The following is a 22,035-nucleotide window of genomic DNA, read 5'->3' as shown; positions in this document are numbered from 1 at the left end:
GCCGCCGCCCTGCGCGGGGCCTCCGGCGGGCGGCTTGGGCGGCACGTGCGGGCCCTGCGACTGCTGTCCGGCGGACACCAGCTCGGTCGCCGCGGCGGCGGGAGTCAGACGCAATTTGCCGCCGTCGTCAGGGTCGCCGAGCAGCACCTCGACGCCACCGCCCACGACGACGCGGTTGACGCGCTGGCCGCGCACGTACGTGCCGTTGACGCTGCCGGTGTCGACCAACTCCCAGCCGTCAGCGGCGACTCGCAGCACGGCGTGCCGGCGGGAGACCCGGCGGTCGTCCACAACGACGTTGCACGACTGCGGGTCACGGCCGACGATGTAGTCGCGTCCGGGGTCGAGCACGACGGGTTGCCCGGTGTCCGTGCTCGCGGTGAGCTGCGGGACGGCCGGGTCTTCGGATACGTATCTACCCCCCATATGGAGCGAGTCTAGGGACCTTCCGCCCCCTGCGGCACCTGTTCGTGTGCGCTCCCTCCGGCATCGACTGCACCGCCTGCGCCCGACGGACGGAGCGGGCGGGACAAAATCACCCGCACAGGTGACCGGGTCGCCTCGGATACCGGGGCGAAAACGGATCTCCATGATCTTCCGGGCAACCGAAATTCCGGCGCTGGGCCAGGTCACCCGCACCGGATGAGGCCTCCACCGAACGCCCCGGCACGGCAAGCTCAACCTTCCGCCGACACGGCATACGGCCGAACAGCCCAACGCGCCGACGCACCGCCCCGGCGCACCGGCCCGCCCCCGCCGCTGGGCGCCAGGCCAGGTCACCGGCACCAGCCGGGCCCCCTCCGCCGAAGGCCGCCCGGCACGGCAAGCGCAACCCTCAGCCGACAGGCGTGCGGCCGAACAACCCGATGCGCCGACGTCCGACATGACCCACCGGCCCGTCCCCGCCCCCGCTCTGCCCCACCCGCGTCGACCTTGCCCGGTCGGACGTCCCCGCCGGGACCGGAGCCCGTCGGTGTCGCCCGTCCGTCGTCGCGCGCCCTGTCCGTCTCCGCTCCGCTCACGAACGTGCCTCGCTCCGCCGATCCCGTTGACGTGCGTCACAGCCGGGTCCGATAGTCGTTCATGTCCGATCGGGGGCCGGAGTCGCTTCGCCCTCGTCTGTCTCTTCCGCAGGGAGCGGGCCGTTGTCCTGGACCAACCCTCCACAGCGGCCGACGGGACAGCCCCCCGCGGGTCCGCCGTTCCCTCCGGCTGCCGCACCTCCGACCTCTTCCGCCGCCCGGCTTTTCGGGGGCCCCGAAGCGTGGCTGCACGCACTCGTGGCGGTGGTCGCCGCGTTCGCCGCCATGGCGTTCACCGCGTGGCTGGCCCTGTGGCTGCTGGGCGCCGGAGACCTCGGCGGCGGCACGATGCCGGCGCTGGTGGCCGCCACGATCGCTCTCGCCGTCGGCGGCAAAGTCGACCTCAAAGGCGCGGAGAGCACCGGCGACGAGGGCTTCCTCGGCGGCATCCTCGGTGACATTTCGGTCGCCGAGGCCGGCGGCGAGGTCGACCTGCTGATGTTCGGTGTGGGGCTTGTCGGCGCGCTGGTGCTCGGGTGGCTGTTCCTGCGACCGCTGCGCTACCGGCTGGTCATCGGCGTCGACGAGCTCCTCGCGCACATGGCCCGGATCGCGGTGTTCACCGCTGCCGCACTGGGCGGGTGCGTCGTGCTCGGCAGCCACGAACTGCCGATCGGGGACGCGATCCCGCAGGTCGACGCCGCCGAGCTCATGGGCATCTTCAATCTGGGCGCGGCCGCCGAGTTCACCACCGACACACCGTCCACGCTGGGCTTCGGGCTCGTGTGGATGCTGCTGGTGATGGTCGTCGCACTCGCGGTGTCGGCGCGCGGCCCGCTCCCCCGTATGTGGCTGCGCTACCGCGACGTCCTGCGCCCGCCGGTCGCCGGCGTCATGGCGGTGTTCCTCGGCGCGGTCGTCCTCGGCGTCCTGGGAACGCCGTTCGTCGCCGCGGAGGCTCCGGGGCCCAAGCGGATGATCGGCGGGATGCTGCTGGCGCTGCCGAACGTCATGTGGCTCCTGGTCACGCTCGGTCTCGGCGTCGAGTGGAAGTCGTCCGGCGGCGGCGACTTCAGCTTCGGCCTGCCCGGTCCGCTGGGGCAGTTGCTCAACGAATCCGGCAGCAGCGGCATGCCGGTCACCATCGGGCGCCTCGCCGAACTCGACAGCCGCGCCTGGTGGGTGCCGGTGGTGTCGGGGATCTTGCTGCTCTTCGGCGGCACGGTGGCCGCGCTGCGCGCGCCCGCGCATGTGAAGCTCCACCAGCACGCGTGGCGCTTCGGCCTGGCGTTCGCTGTCGCCGCGGTCGCCGCGGCGGTGATCGCGCAGATCCACCTCAAGGTCGCCGTCCAGGTGCTCGGCGGTATCGCGGAGCCGGGCGGTGAGGTCTCGCTGCACGCCGACTACCCCATGACCGCGGGCTTCGGCGCCCTGTGGGGGGCGTGCGCGGGGCTTCTGGGAGGCGCGCTCGCGGCCTGGATCCGCGCCGTACGCGCGAGCCGCCGACCCGCCGCGCCCCCCGCACGCGCCCATGCGCCCCATGCCGGACCGTGGCAGGTCCCGGGGCCGGGACCGGGGGCACGGCCTCCTATTTCGGGCGGTCCCCGTTCACCGGGGTACGGCCCGGGGGCACGGCCTCCCGCCCAGGGCGGCCCGCCGTACGGACCGAACGCACCCGCCCCGCACGACCCGCGCAACCGCCCGCCGGGAGGCACTCCGCCGTATCCGCCGCCCCCGGGCCCCCGCCCCGGCCCGCACGGTTCCTGAAGCCCGCGGCGGTCGAATTCACGGCCGCCCCGTGGCGGGCCGAGGGGAGCGGATGCCCCCGTCCGCCGGGTTTCGGCCGTGCACAGCCGCGATGCGGGTGTGATGTCCCGGCCTACAGGGCCTTACCCCGACGCGGGCGCGGCGCGTCCACCTGCGGCCTCGGTCGTGCCACCGCCGGATCGTCCTGACACCGCATCAGCTCACGGCTCGCGATCCGGCCCCGAACATGTGTCCACCCACCGGTCCCGCGCGGCGGCTCGGGCGGTCGGCCGGGTACCGTGATCAACCATGGACGCCGAGCCCCGCACTCTTCTCGTCAAGATCTTCGGGAAGGACCATCCCGGCATCACATCGTCGCTCTTCGAGACGCTGGCGGCAGACAGCCTCGAAGTGGTCGACATCGAGCAGACGGTCACCCGCGGCCGACTCACTTTGTGCGTTTTGATTCCCGCGCCCGCACACGAGGGTGACCTGCGCGCCCGCCTGCACCGCTGGGCCGATGCCGAGCGGCTCGACATGGAGATCATCTCCGGCAGCGGCGACAACCGGCCGCGCGGGGAAGGCCGCTCGCACGTGACGGTGCTGGGGCATCCGCTGACGGCAGAGGCGGTCGCCGCCATAGCGGGACGCATCGCGGCCAGCGGCGCCAACATCGACCGCATATTCCGCCTCGCGAAGTACCCCGTGACCGCGATCGAGCTCCAGGTCTCCGGCGTGGAGACCGACAAGCTCCGCGCCGAATTGGCGCCCGAATCCGCGGCCCGGCAGATCGACATCGCGGTACAGCGGGCGGGCCTGACGCGCCGCGCGAAGCGGCTCGTCGTCATGGACGTCGACTCGACCCTCATCCAGGGCGAGGTCATCGAACTGCTGGCCGAGCACGCGGGGTGCCTCGACGAGGTGGCCGCGGTCACCGCCGCCGCGATGCGCGGCGAGCTCGACTTCGCCGAGTCGCTGCGGGCACGCGTCGCCCTGCTGGAGGGCTTGGACGAGGCGGCCATAGGGGCGGTGCGCGAGCAGGTGCGCCTGACCCCCGGCGCGCGCACTCTGGTCCGTACGCTCAAGCGCCTCGGCTACCGGGTCGGCATCGTTTCCGGCGGATTCACCCAGGTCACGGACGTCCTCGTCGAACGCCTCGGGCTCGACTACGCCGCCGCGAACACGCTGGAGGTCGTCGACGGCCGCCTCACCGGCCGGGTGGTCGGCGACATCGTCGACCGGCCCGGCAAGGCGCGCATGCTCCAGTGCTTCGCGGCGGACGCCGGGGTACCGCTGTCAGCCACGGTGGCCATCGGCGACGGCGCGAACGACCTGGACATGCTCAACACGGCAGGGCTCGGCGTGGCGTTCAACGCCAAGCCGGTGGTCCGCGAGGCTGCCCACACCGCGGTCAACTTCCCGTTCCTCGACACGGTGTTGTTCCTCCTCGGCCTGACCCGCGAGGAAGTCGAGGCCGCCGACGCCGACGACGAAGCCTGAGCGGTCGCGCCCCGAACAGTCGCGCGAACCCGGTGAGGCCTGCGCCGAGCCGTCGCGCGACGAACGCCGCTCACCCCGCCCCTCCGCAATATCCTCGCGGCCGAGCACGATCGCCGACGCCGCCGAGCCGATCGGGGAAATCCACCGTCATATCGGCACGCTCACACGCGCGGCTTTCGACACGTCGCCGTGTCGGCGGGCACAAACCGTTGCCCCCGGCAACAACGACGCGGCTGCGGTCGCGTGCGACTGTGCGACTCCGCGACTGCGCGAAAAGAAATCGCGCGACCGGGATAAACGCCCGGCGAATTCGTGCCGTGACCCGCGGTTGACGCACGTCACTGCCGGGCCCGCGTATTCGGGCTTGCGTTTCCGACCCCCCGCAGCGAACGCTTTCACGGAAAGCCGCGCATCCGTCTCGGGTCGCCCGGCTTCGGCTCCGAGTGGTTGCGGGGTCTGCCGTCGGACGAACCCGAATCACGGCCGAACGGGTGTTCGCAAACCCCGCGCTCAGGCCCGCGGGATCGCGAATGCCGCCAGGTGCGCGCCCTTCTCGTTCAATTCGCTCCACGCTCCCTCGAAGCGGAGCAGCGCCACACCCGAGGTCGCGTACTTCTCCCGCGCGCGGTCCAGCGCGTCCCCCTCCGCGCTGCCCGCCAGCACCGAGACCAGGGTCGCGACGCCCGGGTTGTGGCCGACCAGGACGAGGGTGTCGACGTCGTCCTCGGTCTCCTGCGCGACGTACAGGAGCGATTGCGCGGTGGCCTCGTAGAGGCGGTCGTCGTAGGCGGTGTGCGGACGCGGGTCGAAGACCTTGCCCATGAGCTTCCAGGTCTCACGCGTGCGCCGCGCGGGCGAGCAGACGACTCGGTCGGGGTGGACACGCTGGTTCACCAGCCAGTTGCCGATCTGCGGCGCGTCCTGCCGCCCGGTCTCCGCCAGAGGTCGTTCGACGTCGGGGACGTCCGGCCAGTCCGCCTTGGCGTGTCGGACCACCACGAGTGTGCGCTGTCGCTGCGATGCCATGGCATCCACCTTCTCAGAATTCCCCGGGCACGCACGGCGGGTCCCGGTCATTGGCGACCGGGACCCGCTGGGTTGCGTCATGTGTTCGATTGTCGGTCGGCCGGGGCTACTCCGCTCCGGCCGACCGGTCCGCGTCAGCCGACGGGCGGCCTCGGGATGCGGCCCGAGCCGGACACGTCCCCGTCGCCGTAGCCGGGTCCGCCGTATGGCGCCGTGTGCTGTCCGGCCATCACCGGCTCGCGGGCCGGGGCATCGGTCCGGTCGCCTTCGACGGCCTCGGCCCCGTGGTCCATCTGCGGCAGCCAACCAAGCCACTTCGGCAGGTACCAGTTGCGCTCGTCGAGCAGGCCCATGACGGCCGGGAGCAGGATCGCGCGGATGATCGTGGCGTCCAGCAGGACCGCGACCGCGAGGCCGACGCCCATCTGCTTCATCTGCTGCATCGACAGCGTTCCGAAGACCGCGAAGACCGCGACCATGATCACCGCGGCGCTGGTGACGACGCCGGCCGTGCTGCGCACGCCGTGCGCCACCGCGGACTTGGTGTCCATGCCGTTGTCGTACGCCTCGCGGATTCGGCTGACGACGAACACGTGGTAGTCCATCGAGAGGCCGAAGAGCACCACGAAGAGGAACAGCGGCAGCCACGAGGTGATCGAGCCCGGCGCCTCGGTGTCGATCAGGAAGTCGCCGTAGCCGTGCTGGAAGACCAGCGTGAGCACACCGTACGCGGCACCCACCGAGAGCAGGTTGAGCACGATCGCGGTGATCGCGACGGCCAGCGAGCGGAAGGACGCGAGCATCAGGAGGAAGGCGAACAGCAGCACGAACCCGAAGGCGATCGGCGTCGTCTTGTCGAGCTGCGCGTTGAAGTCCTCGGTGCCCGCAACGTCGCCGGTGACCGGGGCGTCCACGCCCGACACCTTCTCCAGCGTGGCCGGGATGATCTCGTCACGCAGCTTTTCGAGTGCGTCGACGTCGTCGGTGCCGGTGAACGGGACCTGGATGCTCACCAGGTCGCTGTGCCCCGGGTAGGTGCGGACGTCGATCTGGTCGGTGTAGTGGACCGTGTCCGCGGCGACCTGCTGCTTGAGCGCGCCCACGGCGTTCTGGAACTCGGGGGCGTTGACGTCGTCGGCCTTGGCGACGATCACGGCCGGCGAGGGACCGCCGGGGAACTTCGCGTTGATGTGCTGGTAGGTCTGGACGATCGAGACGTCCTTGGGGAGTTCCTTGTCGATCGGCAGCAGCGAGAGCTTCATGCCGATGGCCGGGATCGTCAGCGCGATGAGCGCGCCACCGGCGATGATCGTCCACGCCAGGGGACGGCGCAGCACGGTGCCGAGGATCGCCCCCCAGAACCTGCCGCCGTCCGGCGACGGGCGGCGCATGCGGCCGAGACCGGGGATCTTTCCGGCGTCGAGCTTGTCGCCGAGCATCGACAGCAGCGCGGGCAGCACGGTCACCGAGCCGAGCATCGCGGTGAAGACGACGAGGATCGTGCCGAGCGCCATGGACTGGAACTGCTGGAGACCGGTGAGCAGCATGCCGGCCATCGCGACCATGACGGTGACGCCGGAGATGAGGACCGAGCGGCCGGAGGTGGCGGCGGCGATCTCCAGGGCGCGCTCGGGCGAACGGCCCTTGGCGCGCTCCTCGCGCTCGCGGCGGATGTAGAAGAGGCAGTAGTCGACACCGACGGCGAGGCCGATCAGCAGCATCACCGACATGGTGACCTCGCTGGTCGGGACGATGCGCGTGGCGATCGCCAGGAGGCCTATCCCGGCCGCGATGAAGGCGGTCAGGGCAAGGACGACCGGGAGCAGGGCCGCGACCACGGCGCCGAAGGCGATGAGCAGGATGCCGAGCGCGAGGGGGACGGCGGTCCACTCGGCGGTCTTGAAGTCTTTGTCGAAGGTCTCGCTGAAGTACTTGTCGGAGGTCGCGTCGCCGAGTTGTTCGACGTTGACCTGCGGGTGGGCGGCCTTCCCGGCGTCCACCGCGTCGAGGATCGGGTCAAGCTTGTCGACCGCGTCGTCCGGTGTGCCCTTGATGTCGAACTGGATCAGCGCCGACGTGCCGTCCGCGGAGATGGCGCCCTCCACGGCGGGGTCGTAGGGCGACCGGACGTTCTCCACCACGCCGCTGCCGTTGATCCGGGTGATCAGGTCGTCGACCGCGGCGCGGACCGTCGGGTCGGTGGCGGGTGCCGACACACCGGTGACCAGAACCATCTCGGCGGCGGGGTCCTCGACTCCGGCGTCTTCGATGATCTTCTCCGCGCGCCCGGCCTCACCGGGCGTCATGTCCCCCTCGGAGAGTTCCTTGGACCCGATCATGCTGCCGATGACGACGGAGAGGACGACGAAGAGAAGCCAGGCGGCAACGGCTGTCTTGCGGTTTCTTGCACTCCATCCGCCCATAGAGGCTGCGAGATTGCGCCTGCGTGCCATGGGTTCGATCTCCTTGTCGCGTGTGCGTACGCGGTGGAGGAACCGCCCCGAGTCGGAGGTTCCCGTGCTGTCGGTAAGACGCTACGAGCACAGGGCCCTGCTCCCCCATCCGGTGAACATCCGTATCCCCCGGGTGCGTACGCCCCGCTGCGAGGTAGGGCTAGCCCCACCCATGGGACACCGCTCGGATCGGAGGGAGAGTCGACTCATAGACGTAGCGGTCGGGAACCTACGCGGACGCGATCAGCCGGCGCACATCAATTGTCCACAATGCGCGGAATCCCAAGCGACGGCGACGAGTTCGGAGAAATTCGGACGTCGGGCCCGTGCGGCGGACCGTCACCGGCCGGCAACTCGGGGCGGCGGCAGCCCCGTTGACCATGGACGACACCGCCCCGGCCGGAGGCCACACGGGTCGGCACACAGACATTCCGGACGCCGCTGCCGAAGGACGACTCAACACGGACAGCCGGTTCGTCCGCCACGCACGAACGGACCACCACCGCCACCGCCGGGGGCACCGAACTGTCTTGCGTACGCGGACTGTTCAGACCGAAGCCGTGGCCTCCCGCGCTCCGACGCCTGCTCGATCGCCGGTACCACCGGCTTGGCCGGGAGCCACTTCCCGATGCTGAGATACTGGGCGGTTGCGGCTACAACCGCTTTCTCGGACCTCGCGCTATTTGCGCCGAACGTTGCGGTGACGCAACCACCGCCACCGCGAGTCGGTCCCGACTTGTGGTCGGCACATGGCCCACGTGCCGATTTGGCGAGGAAGCCGCGGAACCTCTCGGCGGCAGCGAGTGTCGCGACTCTCCGCCGCGCAACCGACAAACGGGGGCCGCTGCCTGTTCCTCAGCTCAACAGCGTCGCGAGGATCGCGATCAGGCCGGTGATCAGCGCCATCGCGCCGAGGATGCCGAGCATCGCCCGGCTTGCGGGCTTGTTCGGGTCCGGGGGAGCGAGGACCGGCGTCCAGGCCTCATCGCCCTGAGCGGCGAACGCGGCGGCCTCCGCTTCGGCGCGAGCTCTCCGGGCTTCCAGTTCCGCGGCGCGCTCATGATCCTCGCGGGCCTTGCGCGCCGCGACGGCACGGGCGTACCGCTCCTTGGACGACTCACCCTTGGCGGACCTCGGCTGGGGCGCGGGCTGCGGCGGTGATTCGGACATGCATCGAGTCTCGCAGACGCCCGGCTCACGAATCCGCCGGGGCCGCGCCGCGCAGCCGCCCCCGTCGTGTCCGAGGCGCGCCCGCCGATCATGACGAGCGGACGCCCATCGTCCGCAAGCCGACATCACACGCCCGGAGCGCGAGCGGCCACCATGCGCCGGCCCCTCACACAACCGGGCCCGGAGCACGTGACGGTGCTCCGGGCCCGGAAGCTGAAAATCGCGGCGGTCGGACTCGGCGGTGCCGTCCCGCCCGGCAGAGCTTTACGCGCCCATGGCGTGCAGGCCGCCGTCGACGTGCACGATCTCGCCGGTGGTCTTGGGGAACCAGTCGGAGAGCAGGGCGACGACACCGCGCGCAGCCGGCTCCGGGTCGTTGAGGTCCCAGCCGAGCGGTGCCTTCTCGTTCCACACGCCCTCGAACTGGTCGAAGCCGGGGATCGAGCGGGCCGCCATCGTCTTGATCGGCCCGGCGGAGACGAGGTTGACCCGGACGTTCTGGTCGCCGAGGTACTTCGCGAGGTAGCGCGACGTGGCCTCGAGACCGGCCTTCGCGACGCCCATCCAGTCGTAGCCGGGCCACGCCACCTGCGCGTCGAAGTCAAGGCCCACGACCGACAGCGAGCCGTCCGCCGGCTTGAGCGGCAACAGGGCCGTGGTCAGCGACTTGAGGGAGTACGCCGACACATGCACGGCGGTGGAGACGTCCTCGAACGTCGTGCCCAGGAAGTTGCCGCCGAGCGCGTCCTGCGGACCGAATGCGATCGAGTGCACGACACCGTCGAGCCCGCCGACGTGCTGGCGCACGTTCTCCGCGAGCGCGTCCAGGTGCTCTTGATTGGTGACGTCCAGCTCGATGACCGGCGCCGGCTTGGGCAGCCGGGTCGCGATGCGGTTGACGAGCGAGAGCCGGCCGAAGCCGGTGAGGACGACCTCGGCACCTTCCTCCTGCGCGAGCCGCGCGACGTGGAAGGCGATCGAGGCGTCCGTCAGGACGCCGGTGACGAGAATGCGCTTGCCGACCAGAAGGTCACCCATGCGTCAGTGCCCCATTCCAAGTCCGCCGTCCACAGGGATGACGGCTCCGGTGATGTACGACGCGGCGTCCGAGGCCAGGAAGCGGACGACGCCCGCGACCTCCTCGGTGCTCGCGTATCGGCCCAGCGGCACCTGGGCCAGGATCTCGGCCTTGCGGTCGTCGCCGAGCACCTCGGTCATGGCGGTGTCGACGAACCCGGGTGCCACCACGTTGGTGGTGATGTTGCGCGAGCCGAGCTCACGGGCGAGCGACCGCGCGAAACCCACGAGGCCGGCCTTGGAGGCGGCGTAGTTGGCCTGTCCGGCCGAACCGAGCAGCCCCACGACCGACGAGATGAGCACGATGCGGCCCTTCTTGGCCCGCAGCATGCCCTTGCTCGCGCGCTTGACCACGCGGAAGGTGCCGGTGAGGTTCGTGTCGATAACCTCGGTGAAGTCGTCCTCGGCCATGCGCAGGAGCAGCGTGTCCTTGGTGATGCCGGCGTTCGCGACGAGGACCTCGACCGGGCCCTGGCGCTCCTCGACCTCTTTGAAGGCCTGTTCGACCTGCTCGGGCTCCGTGACGTCGCAGCGGACCCCGAACAGGCCCTCGGGCGCCTTGCCGGAGCGGGATGTGACCGCGACGTTGTCGCCCTCCGCGGCGAAGGCCCGCGCGATCGCCAGGCCGATGCCTCGGTTGCCTCCGGTGACCAGTACGGACCGGCTCAACGGCTCACTCCTTACTCCGTGTCTGTGGGCGTCTGCCCGGTGCCTGCGGCGTCGGCCGCTCCGGGCCTCGGGCTCCGCCTCCGACGCGTGCCGCGCCATGGTTCACGACCGTATCGGTCCGCCGGGGATTTGGTGGAACCGCCATCCACAAGAAGACCGGCCCCGGCGCTGTGGGAACTCGCCAACCGGCCCGTGGCGCCGCCCCGCCCCCTGCCTCCCTCCCCTGTGGAAAACTTCCGGACCCCACCCCGTCCGCGTGATTGACTGCCCACGCAGAGCGTGCCCGGCCCCCCGGAGCACCCGACGCGACAGAAGGACAGGTGAGCAGACCGGTGCCAAACCCGATCGATCCGGCCTTCACGGCCTATCCGCTGCGCCGTCTTGCGGACGCCGCCCTCGGGCGCGCCCGCGAGCTGGGCGTCTCCCATGCGGACTTCCGCCTCGAACGGATCCGTGACGCGCACCTGCGGCTGCGCGACGGCCGCACCGAGATGTCGTTGGACGCGACCGATGTGGGTTTCGCGGTCCGTGTCGTGCACGAGGGCGCGTGGGGCTTCGCCGCGGGCGTGGACCTCACGGTCGACGCGGCGGTCCGCGTTGCCGAGGAGGCGGTCGCGGTGGCCCGCGTGTCGCGGGCGGTCGCCGAGGCGTCGGGTTCCGGCGACCGGGTCGAGTTGGCGCCCGAGCCGGTGTACGCGGACGCGGTATGGGTGTCGGCGTACGAAGTGAACCCGTTCGATGTGCCCGAGTCCGAGCGCATCGGACTGCTCGCCCAGTGGAGCCGCGACCTGCTCGCGGCGGACGGCGTGGACCACGTGGACGCGTCGCTCATGGCCGTGCAGGAGAACAAGTTCTACGCCGACACCGCGGGCACCATGACGACGCAGCAACGGGTACGCCTGCACCCGCAGTTGACGGCGGTCGCGGTGACCGGCGGCGCGTTCGAGTCGATGCGCACTTTGGCGCCTCCGGTCGGCCGCGGCTGGGAGTACTTGACCGGCACCGGGTGGGACTGGAAGGCCGAACTCGCCGAGTTGCCCTCGCTGCTGGCGGAGCGCGTGGCCGCGCCCTCGGTCGAGGCCGGCACCTACGACCTGGTGATCGACCCGGGCAACCTGTGGCTGACGATCCACGAGTCGATCGGGCACGCGACCGAGCTGGACCGCGCACTGGGCTACGAGGCCGCGTACGCGGGCACGTCGTTCGCGACGTTCGACAAGCTGGGCACGCTCAAGTACGGCTCGGAGATCATGCACGTGACCGGTGACCGGACCGCCGAACACGGGCTGGCGACGATCGGCTACGACGACGAGGGCGTGGCGACGCAGAGCTGGGACCTCGTCAAGAACGGCGTCCTGGTCGGGTACCAACATGACCGCAACATGGCCCGCATGCAGGGGTTCGAGCGTTCCAACGGCTGCGCGTTCGCCGATTCCCCGTCCCATGTGCCGGTACAGCGCATGGCGAACGTCTCGCTGCGGCCGGCGGAGGAGGAGCGGTCCACCGCCGACCTGATCGGCGGCGTCGAACGGGGCCTCTACATCGTCGGCGACAAGTCGTGGTCGATCGACATGCAGCGCTACAACTTCCAGTTCACCGGCCAGCGCGCCTACCGCATCGAGAGCGGCCGGCTCGCGGGCCAGGTCAAGGACTTCGCGTACCAGGCGACGACAACGGACTTCTGGGGTTCGCTGGAGGCCCTGGGCGGGCCGTCGACGTACCTGTTCGGAGGTGCTTTCAACTGCGGCAAGGCGCAGCCGGGCCAGGTGGCGGCGGTGGGCCACGGCTGCCCGTCCGCGATGTTCCGCGGTGTGCGGGTGCTCAACACGGTGCAGGAGGCCGGGCGATGACAGAGGCGATGACGGTGACCAAGCCGGGCGAGATCGTCGAGCGCGCACTCGAACTGTCGCGGGCCGACGGCTGCGTGGTGATCGTGCGCGAGTCGACCACCGCGAACCTTCGGTGGGCGGGCAACGCGTTGACCACGAACGGGCTGACGCAGGGCCGCCAGGTGACGGTGATCGCGACGGTCGACGGCGCGGAGGGGACGGCGGCGGGCGTGGTCTCGCGCAGCGGCGTGACCGTCGACGGCCTGGCGGACCTCGTCGCGGCGGCCGAGCGGGCGGCGCGCGACGCGGGCCCGGCCGAGGACGCCAAGCCGCTGGTCGGCGGTACGCGGTTCGGTGCGGGCTTCGACGACGCCCCGGCGCGCACGTCGATCGAGGTGTTCCGCGACTTCGCCCCCGCACTGGGTGAGGCGTTCGCGCGGGCCCGCGCGGGCGGCCGAAAGTTGTACGGGTTCGCGCAGCACGAGATGGCGACGACGTACGTCGGCAACTCGGCGGGCCTGCGGGCCCGGCACGACCAGCCCACCGGCACCTTCGAGTTGAACGCGAAGTCTGCCGACATGTCCCGCTCCGCGTGGGCCGGTGTGGCCACGCGCGACTTCACCGACGTCGACATCGCGGCCACCGAGGCCGAGTTGGAGCAGCGCGTGGGGTGGGCCGCACGCCGGATCGACCTGCCCGCGGGCAGGTACGAGACGCTGCTGCCGCCGAGCGCGGTCGCGGACCTGATGATCTACCTGGCGTGGTCGGCGGGCGCACGCGACGCGCACGAGGGCCGCACGGTCTTCAGCAAGCCGGGCGGCGGCACGCGCGTCGGCGAGAAGTTGTCGACGCTGCCGCTGACACTGTTGGGCGACCCGGCGTACCCGGGGCTGGCGTGCGCGCCGTTCTCGACCGCGGTGGCGTCGGGCGATGCGTCGTCGGTGTTCGACAACGGCCTCCCGCTGGAACCCACGTCGTGGATCGCGGACGGCGTCCTGTCGGCGTTGCCGGCCAGTCGCTTCTCGGCGGAGTTGGCCGGCGTGCCGGTCGCCCCGGAGGTCGACAACCTCGTCCTGAAAAGCACGGGCGCGGACCGCTCGCTCGCGGATATGGTCGCCTCGACCGAACGCGGCCTGCTGCTGACGTGCCTGTGGTACATCCGTGAGGTGGACCCGCAGACTCTGCTTCTGACGGGTCTGACGCGCGACGGGGTGTACCTGGTCGAGAACGGCGAGGTCGTGGGCGCGGTCAACAACTATCGCTTCAACGAGTCGCCCGTGGACCTTCTCGGCCGGGTGACCGAGGCGGGTCGCACCGAGCGGACCATGCCTCGCGAGTGGGGCGACTACTTCTCGCGGGCGGCCATGCCGCCGCTCCGCGTACCGGACTTCAACATGAGCTCGGTGAGCCAGGCGTCGTAGTCGGCCGGTCCCCGGCCCGCGGCGGTCCGGTTCCCGGGCCCCGAGCGCCGAGGAGGCGTGTGGACGAAAAACGCATCGTCAAGGTGTCGAAGTATCTGTCGCGAGCGCTCCGGCACCAGCCGGAGCGCATCGGCATCACCCTTGACTCCGCGGGCTGGGTGCCCGTCGACGAGTTGCTGGCGGCCTGTGCCGCGCGCAACTTCCGGATCACCCGCGCGGAACTCGACCTCGTGGTCGAGCAGAACGACAAGAAGCGGTTCGCTCTGTCGGAGGACGGCACGCGGATCCGCGCGAATCAGGGGCACACCGTCGCGGTGGAGCTGGGGCTTCCCGCGGCGGTGCCGCCGGACGAGCTCTTCCACGGGACGGTCGGCCGTGTCGTCGACGCGATCCTGTCGGAAGGGCTGCGGGCGATGGACCGGCACGACGTGCACCTTTCCCCCGACCTGGACACCGCCCTGCGCGTGGGCGCGCGGCGCGGGCGGCCGGTGGTCCTGGTGGTGGACGCGGCACGCATGCACCGGGACGGTCATGTCTTCCGGGTGTCGGACAACGGGGTGTGGCTGGTGTCGGCGGTTCCGCCCAAGTATCTGCGCCGGCACGCGTAGACCGGGCGGCCACCGGCCGGAGGCCGGTCCGCTCCGCGGCCTGCCCGGCCTGCGCCCTGCTTTCGGCACCGCTGCCGACGGCTGTCGGCGGCTGTGCCCGCCCGTGGTCCGCCGTGGTCGGGCCGGTCTTCGTTCACCGGGCCCGGCGGCGTACCGTGGAGACAGGAGGACCGGCTTCCGGGGTCGGCCCGGTCCGTGCGGCGTCAGGTGGGCACTGTGCTGGTCAATCGCGTGCGGAGCACAAAGGCACCCGTGTACCGGATCAGCGGTGCGCGCAAGGGGCTGTCCGAGGACATCCGCGGGCGCCAGCGGCGCTATGTGCTGTCGATGTCGATCCGCACGGTTTGCTTCCTGCTCGCGGTCGTGCTGAGCGGGCCTCTGCGCTGGGTGATGCTGGCCGCAGCGCTGTTCCTGCCGTACATCGCGGTGGTCGTCGCGAACGCCGGTCGCGAGCCGACGTCGGACCCGCCGCCGGACGCCGTGCCGCCGATGGAGCACAGGGCGATCGAGCCGCCGCCCGACGCGGTGGTGACCCACTCCGAGCGGCGCGATGTGAGCGTCGTTCCGGAGGACGCCTGGATCGTGCCCGACGACGGACCGGTCGGGCCGCGCGACGGGGACGCGGAGAACACCCCGGAAGACAGCCCCGAGAACGCCCCGCGGGACACAGCAGACACACCGGACAACCCGCCCGGCAGAGACACGGCCGGGGACGGCTCCCGGCCATCTGACGCAACGCCAAAAGGTAACCGACAGTAAGTTGTTGGGCCTTCCTCGCGGAGGCTGCGAACGTGCGTCGAACACCCGAAAGAGTGGCTCCGAAATTCGCTCGACACGCGTTGTCGGATGGGGCTTCACGTCGGCCGTGGACGTGCCATACTTCAAAACGTGCTCCGTATCCCCCGTCGGAGCGACCGACGCGATGCCGGGCGGCTCCCCCCGTGGCTGCCCGGCATCGCCCGTGTTCGGGGTCGAACACGAGGCCCGGGGGCCGGTCTGTTCATCACACAGAGCAGCGAAAACGGCCGCTCGCGGTTGGCGACTCCCGGGCCCCGAAACCGGGTTGCGATACTGGGCGCATGTTCCCCCTCGAAGAGCCGAAGCGGCCCATTTGTTCGGCCAAGGGATGCCGCGCCGACGCGCGGTGGGTGCTGGCTTGGAACAACCCCAAGCTGCACACCCCGGAACGCCGCAAGACGTGGCTCGCCTGCGACGAACACCGCGAGAGCCTGGGCCAGTTCCTGGCCGTGCGCGGTTTCCTGAAGGACACGGTCGCGTTCGACGTGTGGACCGCGGGGCAACAGCCGTCCGACGCGGCCGGAGGGGAATCCGAGGAGCCCGAGGAGTCCGAGGGGCAGACCTGACCGACGTTGGCCGGCGCGGACCGATCGACTCACGTCAGGCGCGGCGGCCCGGCCTGACGTCCGTCCGGCACGGCGGGCCCGACTCCGGCCGGACCGGCGTCGGTTGTCCGACCACACAGTTCGAGCACGCGGCTCCGTGCGCGAGACGGTCGTCGGGTCGTCCTGCGCCGGGCCGGAACCCGTACGGAACGGCTGACATCAGTGGCCCAGACGGTTTGCTCGTGGTCCGCTCTCGGCAGCAGCCGGTCCGGTCAGCGGACCAGGAGGCCGCGGATACCGGCCGCCGACGTCGACCCCCGCATCCGTCCGTACCTCAGCCGCCGATCGCGGACATCGGGCGGGCCGGCTGGAGAAACGTCGGGTCGTCGATCCCCGCACCCGCCTTCTTGACGGCCATCGCGGCGCGCCAGCGGTCGGCGAGTTCGTCGTCGTCGGCGCCGCCGCGCAGGGCGGCACGCAGGTCGGACTCCTCGCGCGCGAAGAGGCAGTTGCGGATCTGGCCGTCCGCGGTGAGGCGGGTGCGGTCGCAGGCTCCGCAGAACGGCCGGGTGACGGTGCCGATGACGCCGACGCGACCGGGGCCGCCGTCGACGAGCCAGCGCTCGGCGGGTGCGCTGCCGCGTGCGGCGTCGCCTTCGGGTTCCAGGCGGAAAGCGGCGGACAGGTCGCGCAGGATCTCCTCGGCGGTGACCATCTGGGCGCGGTCCCAGCCGTGTTGGGCGTCCAGGGGCATTTGTTCGATGAAGCGGAGCTCGTAGCCGCGTTCGAGGCACCAGGCGAGCAGTGCGGGAGCCTCGCTGTCGTTGACGCCCCGCATGAGGACCGCGTTGACCTTCACCGGTGTCAGCCCGGCGTCCGCCGCCGCGGCCATGCCCGCGAGGACGTCGTGGTGCCGGTCGCGGCGGGTGAGGGTGCGGAACCGCTCGGGGTCGAGCGTGTCGAGGGAGACGTTGACGCGGTCCAGGCCCGCGGCCTTGAGGGCGGGCGCCATCTTGGCCAGGGCGAGGCCGTTCGTGGTCACCGATTGCCTGGGGCGCGGCGTGAGTGCGGCGACCCGCTCGATGATGCCGGGGAGACCGCGCCGCAAAAGCGGCTCGCCGCCGGTGAAGCGCACCTCGGTGATGCCGAGACGCTCGACCCCGATCGTGATGAGCCGCACGATCTCGTCGTCGGTGAGCAGTTCCGGCTTCGGCAGCCAGTCCAGGCCCTCCGCGGGCATGCAGTACGTGCAGCGCAGGTTGCAGCGGTCGGTCAACGAAACCCGCAGGTCGGTCGCGACGCGGCCGAACCCGTCGACCAGGCCGCCGCGTTTCCCGGCGGCCGTGCTGGTCCCGGCGGTCGTTTCGGCGGTCATCGCTGTCTCCCCTCACCCCGGGGCACGTGTCTCGCGGCAGCCCGGGTCGGCGTTCGGCCCCCAGGGTACGCAGGCGGCGTCCGCACGTGATCGCCGCTGTCCTGTTTTCTCCGTACGCCTGGCAGCCGGGTCGTGGTTGCGTCCGGAAGGGGTGGCATATGCCATAGACCCCGGAAGAGCCTGGCGGCACGCCGTGTCCCCGTCATGCGTGATGATCCTGCGGGGAGGATTTCCACGTTGAATCAGTTTCCGCAAGACCAGGGCGGCTCAGGGCGCAGGGCGGGCAGCGGGCCGGTGAACGGTCCGGGCCACGAGTATTCGGAGGCCGCGCAGTATCTGGACAGTGCCTGGCAGGCGAGCAGCGACACGCCCGCGCCGGACCCGTCCATGGGACCGACACAGGTCGTCCCGATCCAGGAGATGCCGCCTTCGCAGCCGATACCGGCCGCTCCGGCCGCTCCGGCCGGTGCCGGTGCGCCCCCGGCGGAGCCGCGGCACGCCGAGCACGACCTGGGGGCGTATGCCATGTCCGCCGACGCCGGTCCGGGCACGGGAGGCGCCGTGCCGGGCGCGGGGGACGGGACAGGGCAGGCGGGCTCCGGCGCGGTGCCGGGCGGCGGCCAGGGCGGCGACGGCCCGGACGGCGGCCACGGAGGCGGTCAGGGGGGCGGCCAACGCCCGCACGGGCCCGGTGACGGCGACGAAGGACGCGGCCCGTCGCAGGGGCGGCGCCGGCGCAATCTGATCATCTGGAGCGTCGTCGGCGTGGTGGCGCTCGGCGGCGCGGGGCTGGTGGCGGCCAACACCCTCGGCGGCGACGACAATTCCTCATCGACGACGACGGCCGTGGGCTCCCCGACGCCCGGCCCGACGCTGCCGTCTCCTTCGGCCGCGCCCACCACGGTTCCGCCGGCGGTCACCAGCGCCCCGCCGGCGGCCTCGCCGACCGGCAGCGCGAGCCCCACCCGGACGAGCTCCGCGTCACCGTCCCCGACGAAGTCCACGACCGCGAGCGGCTCCGCGAGCCCGTCGGCGACCAGCTCGTCGACCAGGGTCGACAAGGACAACGACGGCATCACCGACGACCCGGCCGCGACCGACCCCAACGCGCTGGCGCCTGCCGCACGCACGGCGTACATGCAGGCGAAGAACGCGATGGCCGCCGAGGGCATCACGATGACGCTCACCTCGGGGAAGCGGTCGTACGAGCACCAGAAGGAGCTGTGGGAGCAGGAGGTCCGCGACACCGGCTCGGAGGAGGCGGCGCGCATGCGGGTGCTGCCGCCGGACGAGTCGACGCACGTCCACGGGACCGCCATCGACATCAACGTCGCCGCGCAGCCGTGGATGAAGGCGAAGGGGTCGCGGTACGGCTGGTGCCAGATCTACGCCAACGAGTCGTGGCATTTCGAGTACAGCGCGTCGTACAAGACCCAGGGCTGCCCGTCGCTCAAGCCGCACCCGTGACGAGGTGACGACGCTGTGAGCGGGGAGGAAAGGGGTTCCCTAAGGGGCCTGTTCCTCCCCGCTCCCCTGTCTCACGGCTTGTACGGCAGCGACGGCACCACGAAGCAGTTCGTGTCCATGTCGGGCACCTGGTCGACCCAGCCGCCCTTCCCGTCGTTCGCCGAGTCCTGCCAGCGCACCGCGTTGATGCACCACTTCGCGGGCTGCCGCACTTCCTCCGCGGTCAGGGGCCGGAAGTCGACGGGCACCAGGAGGCCGTGCGCGTCGTAGCCTTCCGGCCGGTTCACGAACGCCTCGACGCACTCGCGGGTCACGTCGGCCCCGCACGATGCGATGGCGTCGACGAGCCACTGTGCCGATGCCCAGCCCTCAAGCGTCCATTGGGACATCTTGTCCTCGCGGTCGGGGAAGTAGGTGCGCATCGCGTCGCGGAACTCGGCGACGGCCGGATGGCCCACGTCCTCGTACGAACGACTCGTGCCGGTCACGTGGATGCTGTTGCGGCAGGTCGGCGAATCCTTGAACTCGCTTTTCACCAGGGCGTTTTGGCTCTGCACCGTGGAGACCTTCGCCTGGACCCTCAGCCCGGCGCCGTCCATCGCCTTGCACAGCAGCGCGTTGCCGCGGGTGTCGATCGCGTCGAAGACGATGTCGACGCCGCGGTTGCGCATGTCGACCACGACGGCGTCGAAGTTGGCGAGGGCGAAGTCCACTTGCTTGTCGACGACGGTGTAGCCCTCGGCGCGCAGGCCGTCCTTGATGCTCTCGGCGTAGCGGGCGGAGTCGGCCTGGTTGTACGAGACGACCGCGGCGGTCCGCGCGCCCAGCTTCTCCTTGAAGTACCGGTAGATCGCGGTGTTCTGATACAGCGTCCCGTTCCAGCCGACCTCCCCGTTCCGTGGCGCGCCCGATCCGTAGAGGCTGTAGAGGTGCTGGTAGGTGTCGTACGCGTTCCCCACCGGGATGCCGCCCACGTCGGGCACGCCTTGCGAACTGACGTACTCCGCACCGTCGTACTTGTAGATGCTGTTGCCGGCGAACGCGAACACCTTGTCGTCGTCGATGAGTCGGCGTGCGCACTTCTGGTTGATGAAGCCCGCGCCCTCGTCGTCGCAGGCCACGACGGTGATCGTGCGGCCGTTGATGCCGCCCTTGGCGTTGAGCGCCTGGAAGAAGGCCTGCGCACCGTACATCGGTCCGGAGAAGGTCTCGCCGCCGAGGAGTCCCGACGCGGTGTCGATCATGCCGATCTTGATCTCGGTGGGCGTGACGCCGACGTCCGACGCGGTGTTCGCGTTCGGCGCGCCACCGGTGCCGGGGGCGGGCGCCGGCTGCTCGAAATCGCTCTCCGGAAGCCGCGACCCGCACGCCGCGAGCACGAGCATCAGCAGCACGGCGAGAACTGCGGCGGCCGAGGTCGGCCGTCGGGTACGGCGGGCGTTGCTGCGCATCGGGGCCTCCCGGCGCGGAGTGGACGGGGGACACGGCGCGGGGCCGCGGGCACGTGACCCGAGGGTACGTGCCCGCGGCCCCGCGAACGACGGTCGCGCGCCGTTCGGCGTCNCCCCCCCCCCCCCCCCCCCCCCCCCCCCCCCCCCCCCCCCCCCCCCCCCCCCCCCCCCCCCCCCCCCCCCCCCCCCCCCCCCCCCCCCCCCCCCCCCCCGCGAACGACGGTCGCGCGCCGTTCGGCGTCCGCCGCGATCCCGTCACGATCGCACGGTGATCACATGCGACGAGTCCGCGATCCGGCGCGAGATCGGGTGCGATCAGTACGCCGAGCACTCCGGCGCCGCCGGAATCTGCGCGTACGAGGCCAGGGTGCAGACGGTCTTGGCGCCGACCTTCCACTGGCCGTCCTGCTTGACCACCGTGCCGTCGGTGGCCGGCATGCCGACGGGGTTGCCGCCGACCAGTACCTCGAAGTTGACGGTTCCGGTGTCGCCGCTGAGCTTCACGTCGTTGGTCTTGATCGAGACCGTGCTGACGAAACTGCTCCCCAGCATCGCGTCGAGCATCGTGCTCAGCTTGGCGCTGTCCTGGATGAGGGCCTTGCGGTCGGCGGCCGGCGTCTTGGCGTCGAACACCTTCTGGTACGCCGCCGCGGCGGCCTTCTGGTCCGCGGTGAAGGTCGCGGGGTCGACCGCTCCGCCCGCCGGTGCGGACGTGCCCGGCGCAGCCGAGGTCGCCGGCGCGCCCGAGGTGGCCGGCGCGGACGCCGACGGCGTGCTCTGGGCGTCGTCGCCGTCGTCGTCGTCCCCGCAGCCGGCGAGCAGCAGCACTCCCGCGACGGGGAGAGCCGCCCACGCCATACGACGATTCCGCGTGTCCCGCATGTGGGTTCACCATCCGTTCCGCCGGGTTCGCGCCCGGCATAGATCCGCCGAAGTCAGGTCGGAGCGTACGGCACCGGTCCTGTTGGCACATGGCCACCGGTCGGGCCCGCCGAAGTCGTGACCGACCTGTACCCGCGGAGCCGGTGTGCGCAAAGGTCCGAAGCGAAGGTCCGCGCAAGGATCCGCACGACGGCCGGCGCACAGCGTTCGGCGCACAGCGTTCGGCCTGCCGTCGACATGCCGTCCGAACCGACTCTGTACCCAAGTGTTTCGCCCGCAACTAACCTGGACCGGACGTGGAGCGGACAGGCAGCAGGCGGCGACAGATGAGGCGGGCCGGTGGAGGGTTCGGAGAGACCGCGCCGGTACGGCGATGTGCGTGTCGCCGTGCGGGCTTACGGGGGGTGGGTCGTCGCGCTGGTCGGGGCGGTCCTGTGCGTCGTCGGGTGGTACGGCGTCTCGGGTGAGAAGCACGAGGGCCGGCAGATCCCCTACCTCGCCTCCGCGACGGTTCCGGGCGCCGCGCTGATCGTCGCGGGAGCCGTGCTGGTCGCCGGACGCCTGTACGGCGGGGGCGCGGACGAGTCCCTGCGCCGCCAAGTGGCCGAGTTGCACGCGCTCGTGGTCGAGCCCGTGGAACCCGGCGACGGAGCCGAGGCGGAGACGGTGCCGGTGCCGGCCACAGGGGAGGAACCGCTCGGCGGGGCGACGCGCGCGCCCGACACGCCGTTCGTGGCGCTCCCGGCCGGGGCGCGCTACCACCGGCCCGAATGCGCGCTGGTGGTCGGGAAGAAGGGGGTTCACCCGGTCGGTCCGGCCAGGGCGGCCGAGCTCGATCTGCGCCCGTGCGCGTTGTGCGATCCCGACGACACCGGCGACACGCCTGCCGCGCCGGGTGCGTCCGGCCCGCCGGACTTCGACGTCGACTGATCCGCCGGCGATCCGATGCGATCCGATGCGATCCAAAGTGAGCCGAGGTGAGCCGATGGTGATCAG

Annotated in this window: 18 protein-coding genes; 9 read left to right on the top strand and 9 right to left on the bottom strand. The window is 71.4% G+C overall.

Annotated elements, in window-relative coordinates:
- The coding region (locus ACRX5W_RS09195; protein WP_436787461.1) for an FHA domain-containing protein at positions 1 to 426 on the bottom strand (426 nt) is incomplete at its 3' end.
- Between the two features lie 719 nt (positions 427 to 1,145).
- Here ACRX5W_RS09195 and ACRX5W_RS09190 point away from each other — a divergent pair.
- Both ACRX5W_RS09190 and serB read left to right on the top strand, forming a co-directional pair.
- The gene (locus tag ACRX5W_RS09190; protein ID WP_436787460.1) at positions 1,146 to 2,789 is read left to right on the top strand and encodes a streptophobe family protein; all 1,644 of its coding nucleotides are present in this window, start codon (positions 1,146 to 1,148) and stop codon (positions 2,787 to 2,789) included.
- A gap of 288 nt (positions 2,790 to 3,077) precedes the next feature.
- Complete coding sequence (serB, locus tag ACRX5W_RS09185; RefSeq protein WP_436787459.1) at positions 3,078 to 4,268, top strand: phosphoserine phosphatase SerB; 1,191 nt, start codon at positions 3,078 to 3,080, stop codon at positions 4,266 to 4,268.
- 510 nt (positions 4,269 to 4,778) lie between these two features.
- Here the strand turns inward: serB and ACRX5W_RS09180 are convergent.
- The 5 genes from ACRX5W_RS09180 to fabG all read right to left on the bottom strand — a co-directional run bounded on the left by ACRX5W_RS09180 (position 4,779) and on the right by fabG (position 10,663).
- The gene (locus ACRX5W_RS09180) at positions 4,779 to 5,294 is read right to left on the bottom strand and encodes a SixA phosphatase family protein (protein ID WP_436787458.1); all 516 of its coding nucleotides are present in this window, start codon (positions 5,292 to 5,294) and stop codon (positions 4,779 to 4,781) included.
- Between the two features lie 134 nt (positions 5,295 to 5,428).
- Positions 5,429 to 7,747: an MMPL family transporter gene (locus ACRX5W_RS09175; protein WP_436787457.1), complete on the bottom strand. Its 2,319-nt coding sequence runs from the start codon at positions 7,745 to 7,747 to the stop codon at positions 5,429 to 5,431.
- 855 nt (positions 7,748 to 8,602) lie between these two features.
- Positions 8,603 to 8,917: a hypothetical protein gene (locus ACRX5W_RS09170; RefSeq protein ID WP_436787456.1), complete on the bottom strand. Its 315-nt coding sequence runs from the start codon at positions 8,915 to 8,917 to the stop codon at positions 8,603 to 8,605.
- Positions 8,918 to 9,181: 264 nt separating this feature from the next.
- On the bottom strand, positions 9,182 to 9,955 hold the full coding sequence (gene fabI, locus ACRX5W_RS09165; RefSeq protein ID WP_436787455.1) for an enoyl-ACP reductase FabI: 774 nt from the start codon (positions 9,953 to 9,955) through the stop codon (positions 9,182 to 9,184).
- A 3-nt stretch (positions 9,956 to 9,958) separates the two neighbouring features.
- A complete protein-coding gene (gene fabG / locus ACRX5W_RS09160; RefSeq protein ID WP_436787454.1) occupies positions 9,959 to 10,663 on the bottom strand; it encodes a 3-oxoacyl-[acyl-carrier-protein] reductase in 705 nt (234 codons plus the stop codon).
- A 332-nt stretch (positions 10,664 to 10,995) separates the two neighbouring features.
- Here fabG and ACRX5W_RS09155 point away from each other — a divergent pair, with 332 nt between their 5' ends.
- The 5 genes from ACRX5W_RS09155 to ACRX5W_RS09135 all read left to right on the top strand — a co-directional run bounded on the left by ACRX5W_RS09155 (position 10,996) and on the right by ACRX5W_RS09135 (position 15,885).
- A complete protein-coding gene (locus tag ACRX5W_RS09155; protein ID WP_436787453.1) occupies positions 10,996 to 12,513 on the top strand; it encodes a TldD/PmbA family protein in 1,518 nt (505 codons plus the stop codon).
- Positions 12,510 to 13,913: a metallopeptidase TldD-related protein gene (locus ACRX5W_RS09150; RefSeq protein ID WP_436787452.1), complete on the top strand. Its 1,404-nt coding sequence runs from the start codon at positions 12,510 to 12,512 to the stop codon at positions 13,911 to 13,913. Before ACRX5W_RS09155 ends, ACRX5W_RS09150 begins: the two co-directional genes overlap by 4 nt.
- A gap of 59 nt (positions 13,914 to 13,972) precedes the next feature.
- Positions 13,973 to 14,521 (top strand): RNA 2'-phosphotransferase, encoded by a 549-nt coding sequence (locus tag ACRX5W_RS09145; RefSeq protein ID WP_436787451.1) that lies wholly within the window; start codon positions 13,973 to 13,975, stop codon positions 14,519 to 14,521.
- Between the two features lie 252 nt (positions 14,522 to 14,773).
- Positions 14,774 to 15,280 carry a DUF3099 domain-containing protein gene (locus tag ACRX5W_RS09140; protein ID WP_436787450.1) on the top strand — a complete coding sequence of 169 codons (507 nt, stop codon included), beginning with the start codon at positions 14,774 to 14,776 and terminating at the stop codon, positions 15,278 to 15,280.
- 320 nt (positions 15,281 to 15,600) lie between these two features.
- A complete protein-coding gene (locus tag ACRX5W_RS09135; protein ID WP_436787449.1) occupies positions 15,601 to 15,885 on the top strand; it encodes a hypothetical protein in 285 nt (94 codons plus the stop codon).
- A 313-nt stretch (positions 15,886 to 16,198) separates the two neighbouring features.
- Here the strand turns inward: ACRX5W_RS09135 and moaA are convergent, their stop codons facing one another.
- On the bottom strand, positions 16,199 to 17,239 hold the full coding sequence (gene moaA / locus ACRX5W_RS09130; protein WP_436787448.1) for a GTP 3',8-cyclase MoaA: 1,041 nt from the start codon (positions 17,237 to 17,239) through the stop codon (positions 16,199 to 16,201).
- A gap of 237 nt (positions 17,240 to 17,476) precedes the next feature.
- Here moaA and ACRX5W_RS09125 point away from each other — a divergent pair, with 237 nt between their 5' ends.
- Complete coding sequence (locus tag ACRX5W_RS09125; RefSeq protein ID WP_436787447.1) at positions 17,477 to 18,706, top strand: D-alanyl-D-alanine carboxypeptidase family protein; 1,230 nt, start codon at positions 17,477 to 17,479, stop codon at positions 18,704 to 18,706.
- 71 nt (positions 18,707 to 18,777) lie between these two features.
- On the opposite strand, the gene ACRX5W_RS09120 is transcribed toward ACRX5W_RS09125, so the two are convergent.
- A complete protein-coding gene (locus ACRX5W_RS09120) occupies positions 18,778 to 20,157 on the bottom strand; it encodes an ABC transporter substrate-binding protein (RefSeq protein WP_436787446.1) in 1,380 nt (459 codons plus the stop codon).
- Positions 20,158 to 20,472: 315 nt separating this feature from the next.
- Positions 20,473 to 21,039 (bottom strand): hypothetical protein, encoded by a 567-nt coding sequence (locus ACRX5W_RS09115; RefSeq protein ID WP_436787445.1) that lies wholly within the window; start codon positions 21,037 to 21,039, stop codon positions 20,473 to 20,475.
- Between the two features lie 387 nt (positions 21,040 to 21,426).
- Between ACRX5W_RS09115 and ACRX5W_RS09110 the strand changes: the two genes are divergently transcribed.
- Positions 21,427 to 21,969 (top strand): hypothetical protein, encoded by a 543-nt coding sequence (locus tag ACRX5W_RS09110; protein WP_436787444.1) that lies wholly within the window; start codon positions 21,427 to 21,429, stop codon positions 21,967 to 21,969.
- Positions 21,970 to 22,035: the final 66 nt, after the last annotated feature.

Source organism: Yinghuangia sp. YIM S10712 (assembly GCF_051388935.1).
Taxonomy (GTDB): Bacteria; Actinomycetota; Actinomycetes; order Streptomycetales; family Streptomycetaceae; genus Yinghuangia.
Note: the sequence above shows the minus strand (reverse complement) of the source record. Positions and strands in the feature narration are given on the sequence as shown.

What these genes read in the sequence shown, in the direction of transcription:
- serB (WP_436787459.1), top strand. Translation starts at nt 3,078, where the DNA reads ATGGACGCCGAGCCCCGCACTCTTCTCGTCAAGATCTTCGGGAAGGAC.
- ACRX5W_RS09180 (WP_436787458.1), bottom strand. Translation starts at nt 5,294, where the DNA reads ATGGCATCGCAGCGACAGCGCACACTCGTGGTGGTCCGACACGCCAAG.
- ACRX5W_RS09175 (WP_436787457.1), bottom strand. Translation starts at nt 7,747, where the DNA reads ATGGCACGCAGGCGCAATCTCGCAGCCTCTATGGGCGGATGGAGTGCA.
- ACRX5W_RS09170 (WP_436787456.1), bottom strand. Translation starts at nt 8,917, where the DNA reads ATGTCCGAATCACCGCCGCAGCCCGCGCCCCAGCCGAGGTCCGCCAAG.
- fabI (WP_436787455.1), bottom strand. Translation starts at nt 9,955, where the DNA reads ATGGGTGACCTTCTGGTCGGCAAGCGCATTCTCGTCACCGGCGTCCTG.
- ACRX5W_RS09150 (WP_436787452.1), top strand. Translation starts at nt 12,510, where the DNA reads ATGACAGAGGCGATGACGGTGACCAAGCCGGGCGAGATCGTCGAGCGC.
- ACRX5W_RS09135 (WP_436787449.1), top strand. Translation starts at nt 15,601, where the DNA reads ATGTTCCCCCTCGAAGAGCCGAAGCGGCCCATTTGTTCGGCCAAGGGA.
- moaA (WP_436787448.1), bottom strand. Translation starts at nt 17,239, where the DNA reads ATGACCGCCGAAACGACCGCCGGGACCAGCACGGCCGCCGGGAAACGC.
- ACRX5W_RS09120 (WP_436787446.1), bottom strand. Translation starts at nt 20,157, where the DNA reads ATGCGCAGCAACGCCCGCCGTACCCGACGGCCGACCTCGGCCGCCGCA.
- ACRX5W_RS09115 (WP_436787445.1), bottom strand. Translation starts at nt 21,039, where the DNA reads ATGCGGGACACGCGGAATCGTCGTATGGCGTGGGCGGCTCTCCCCGTC.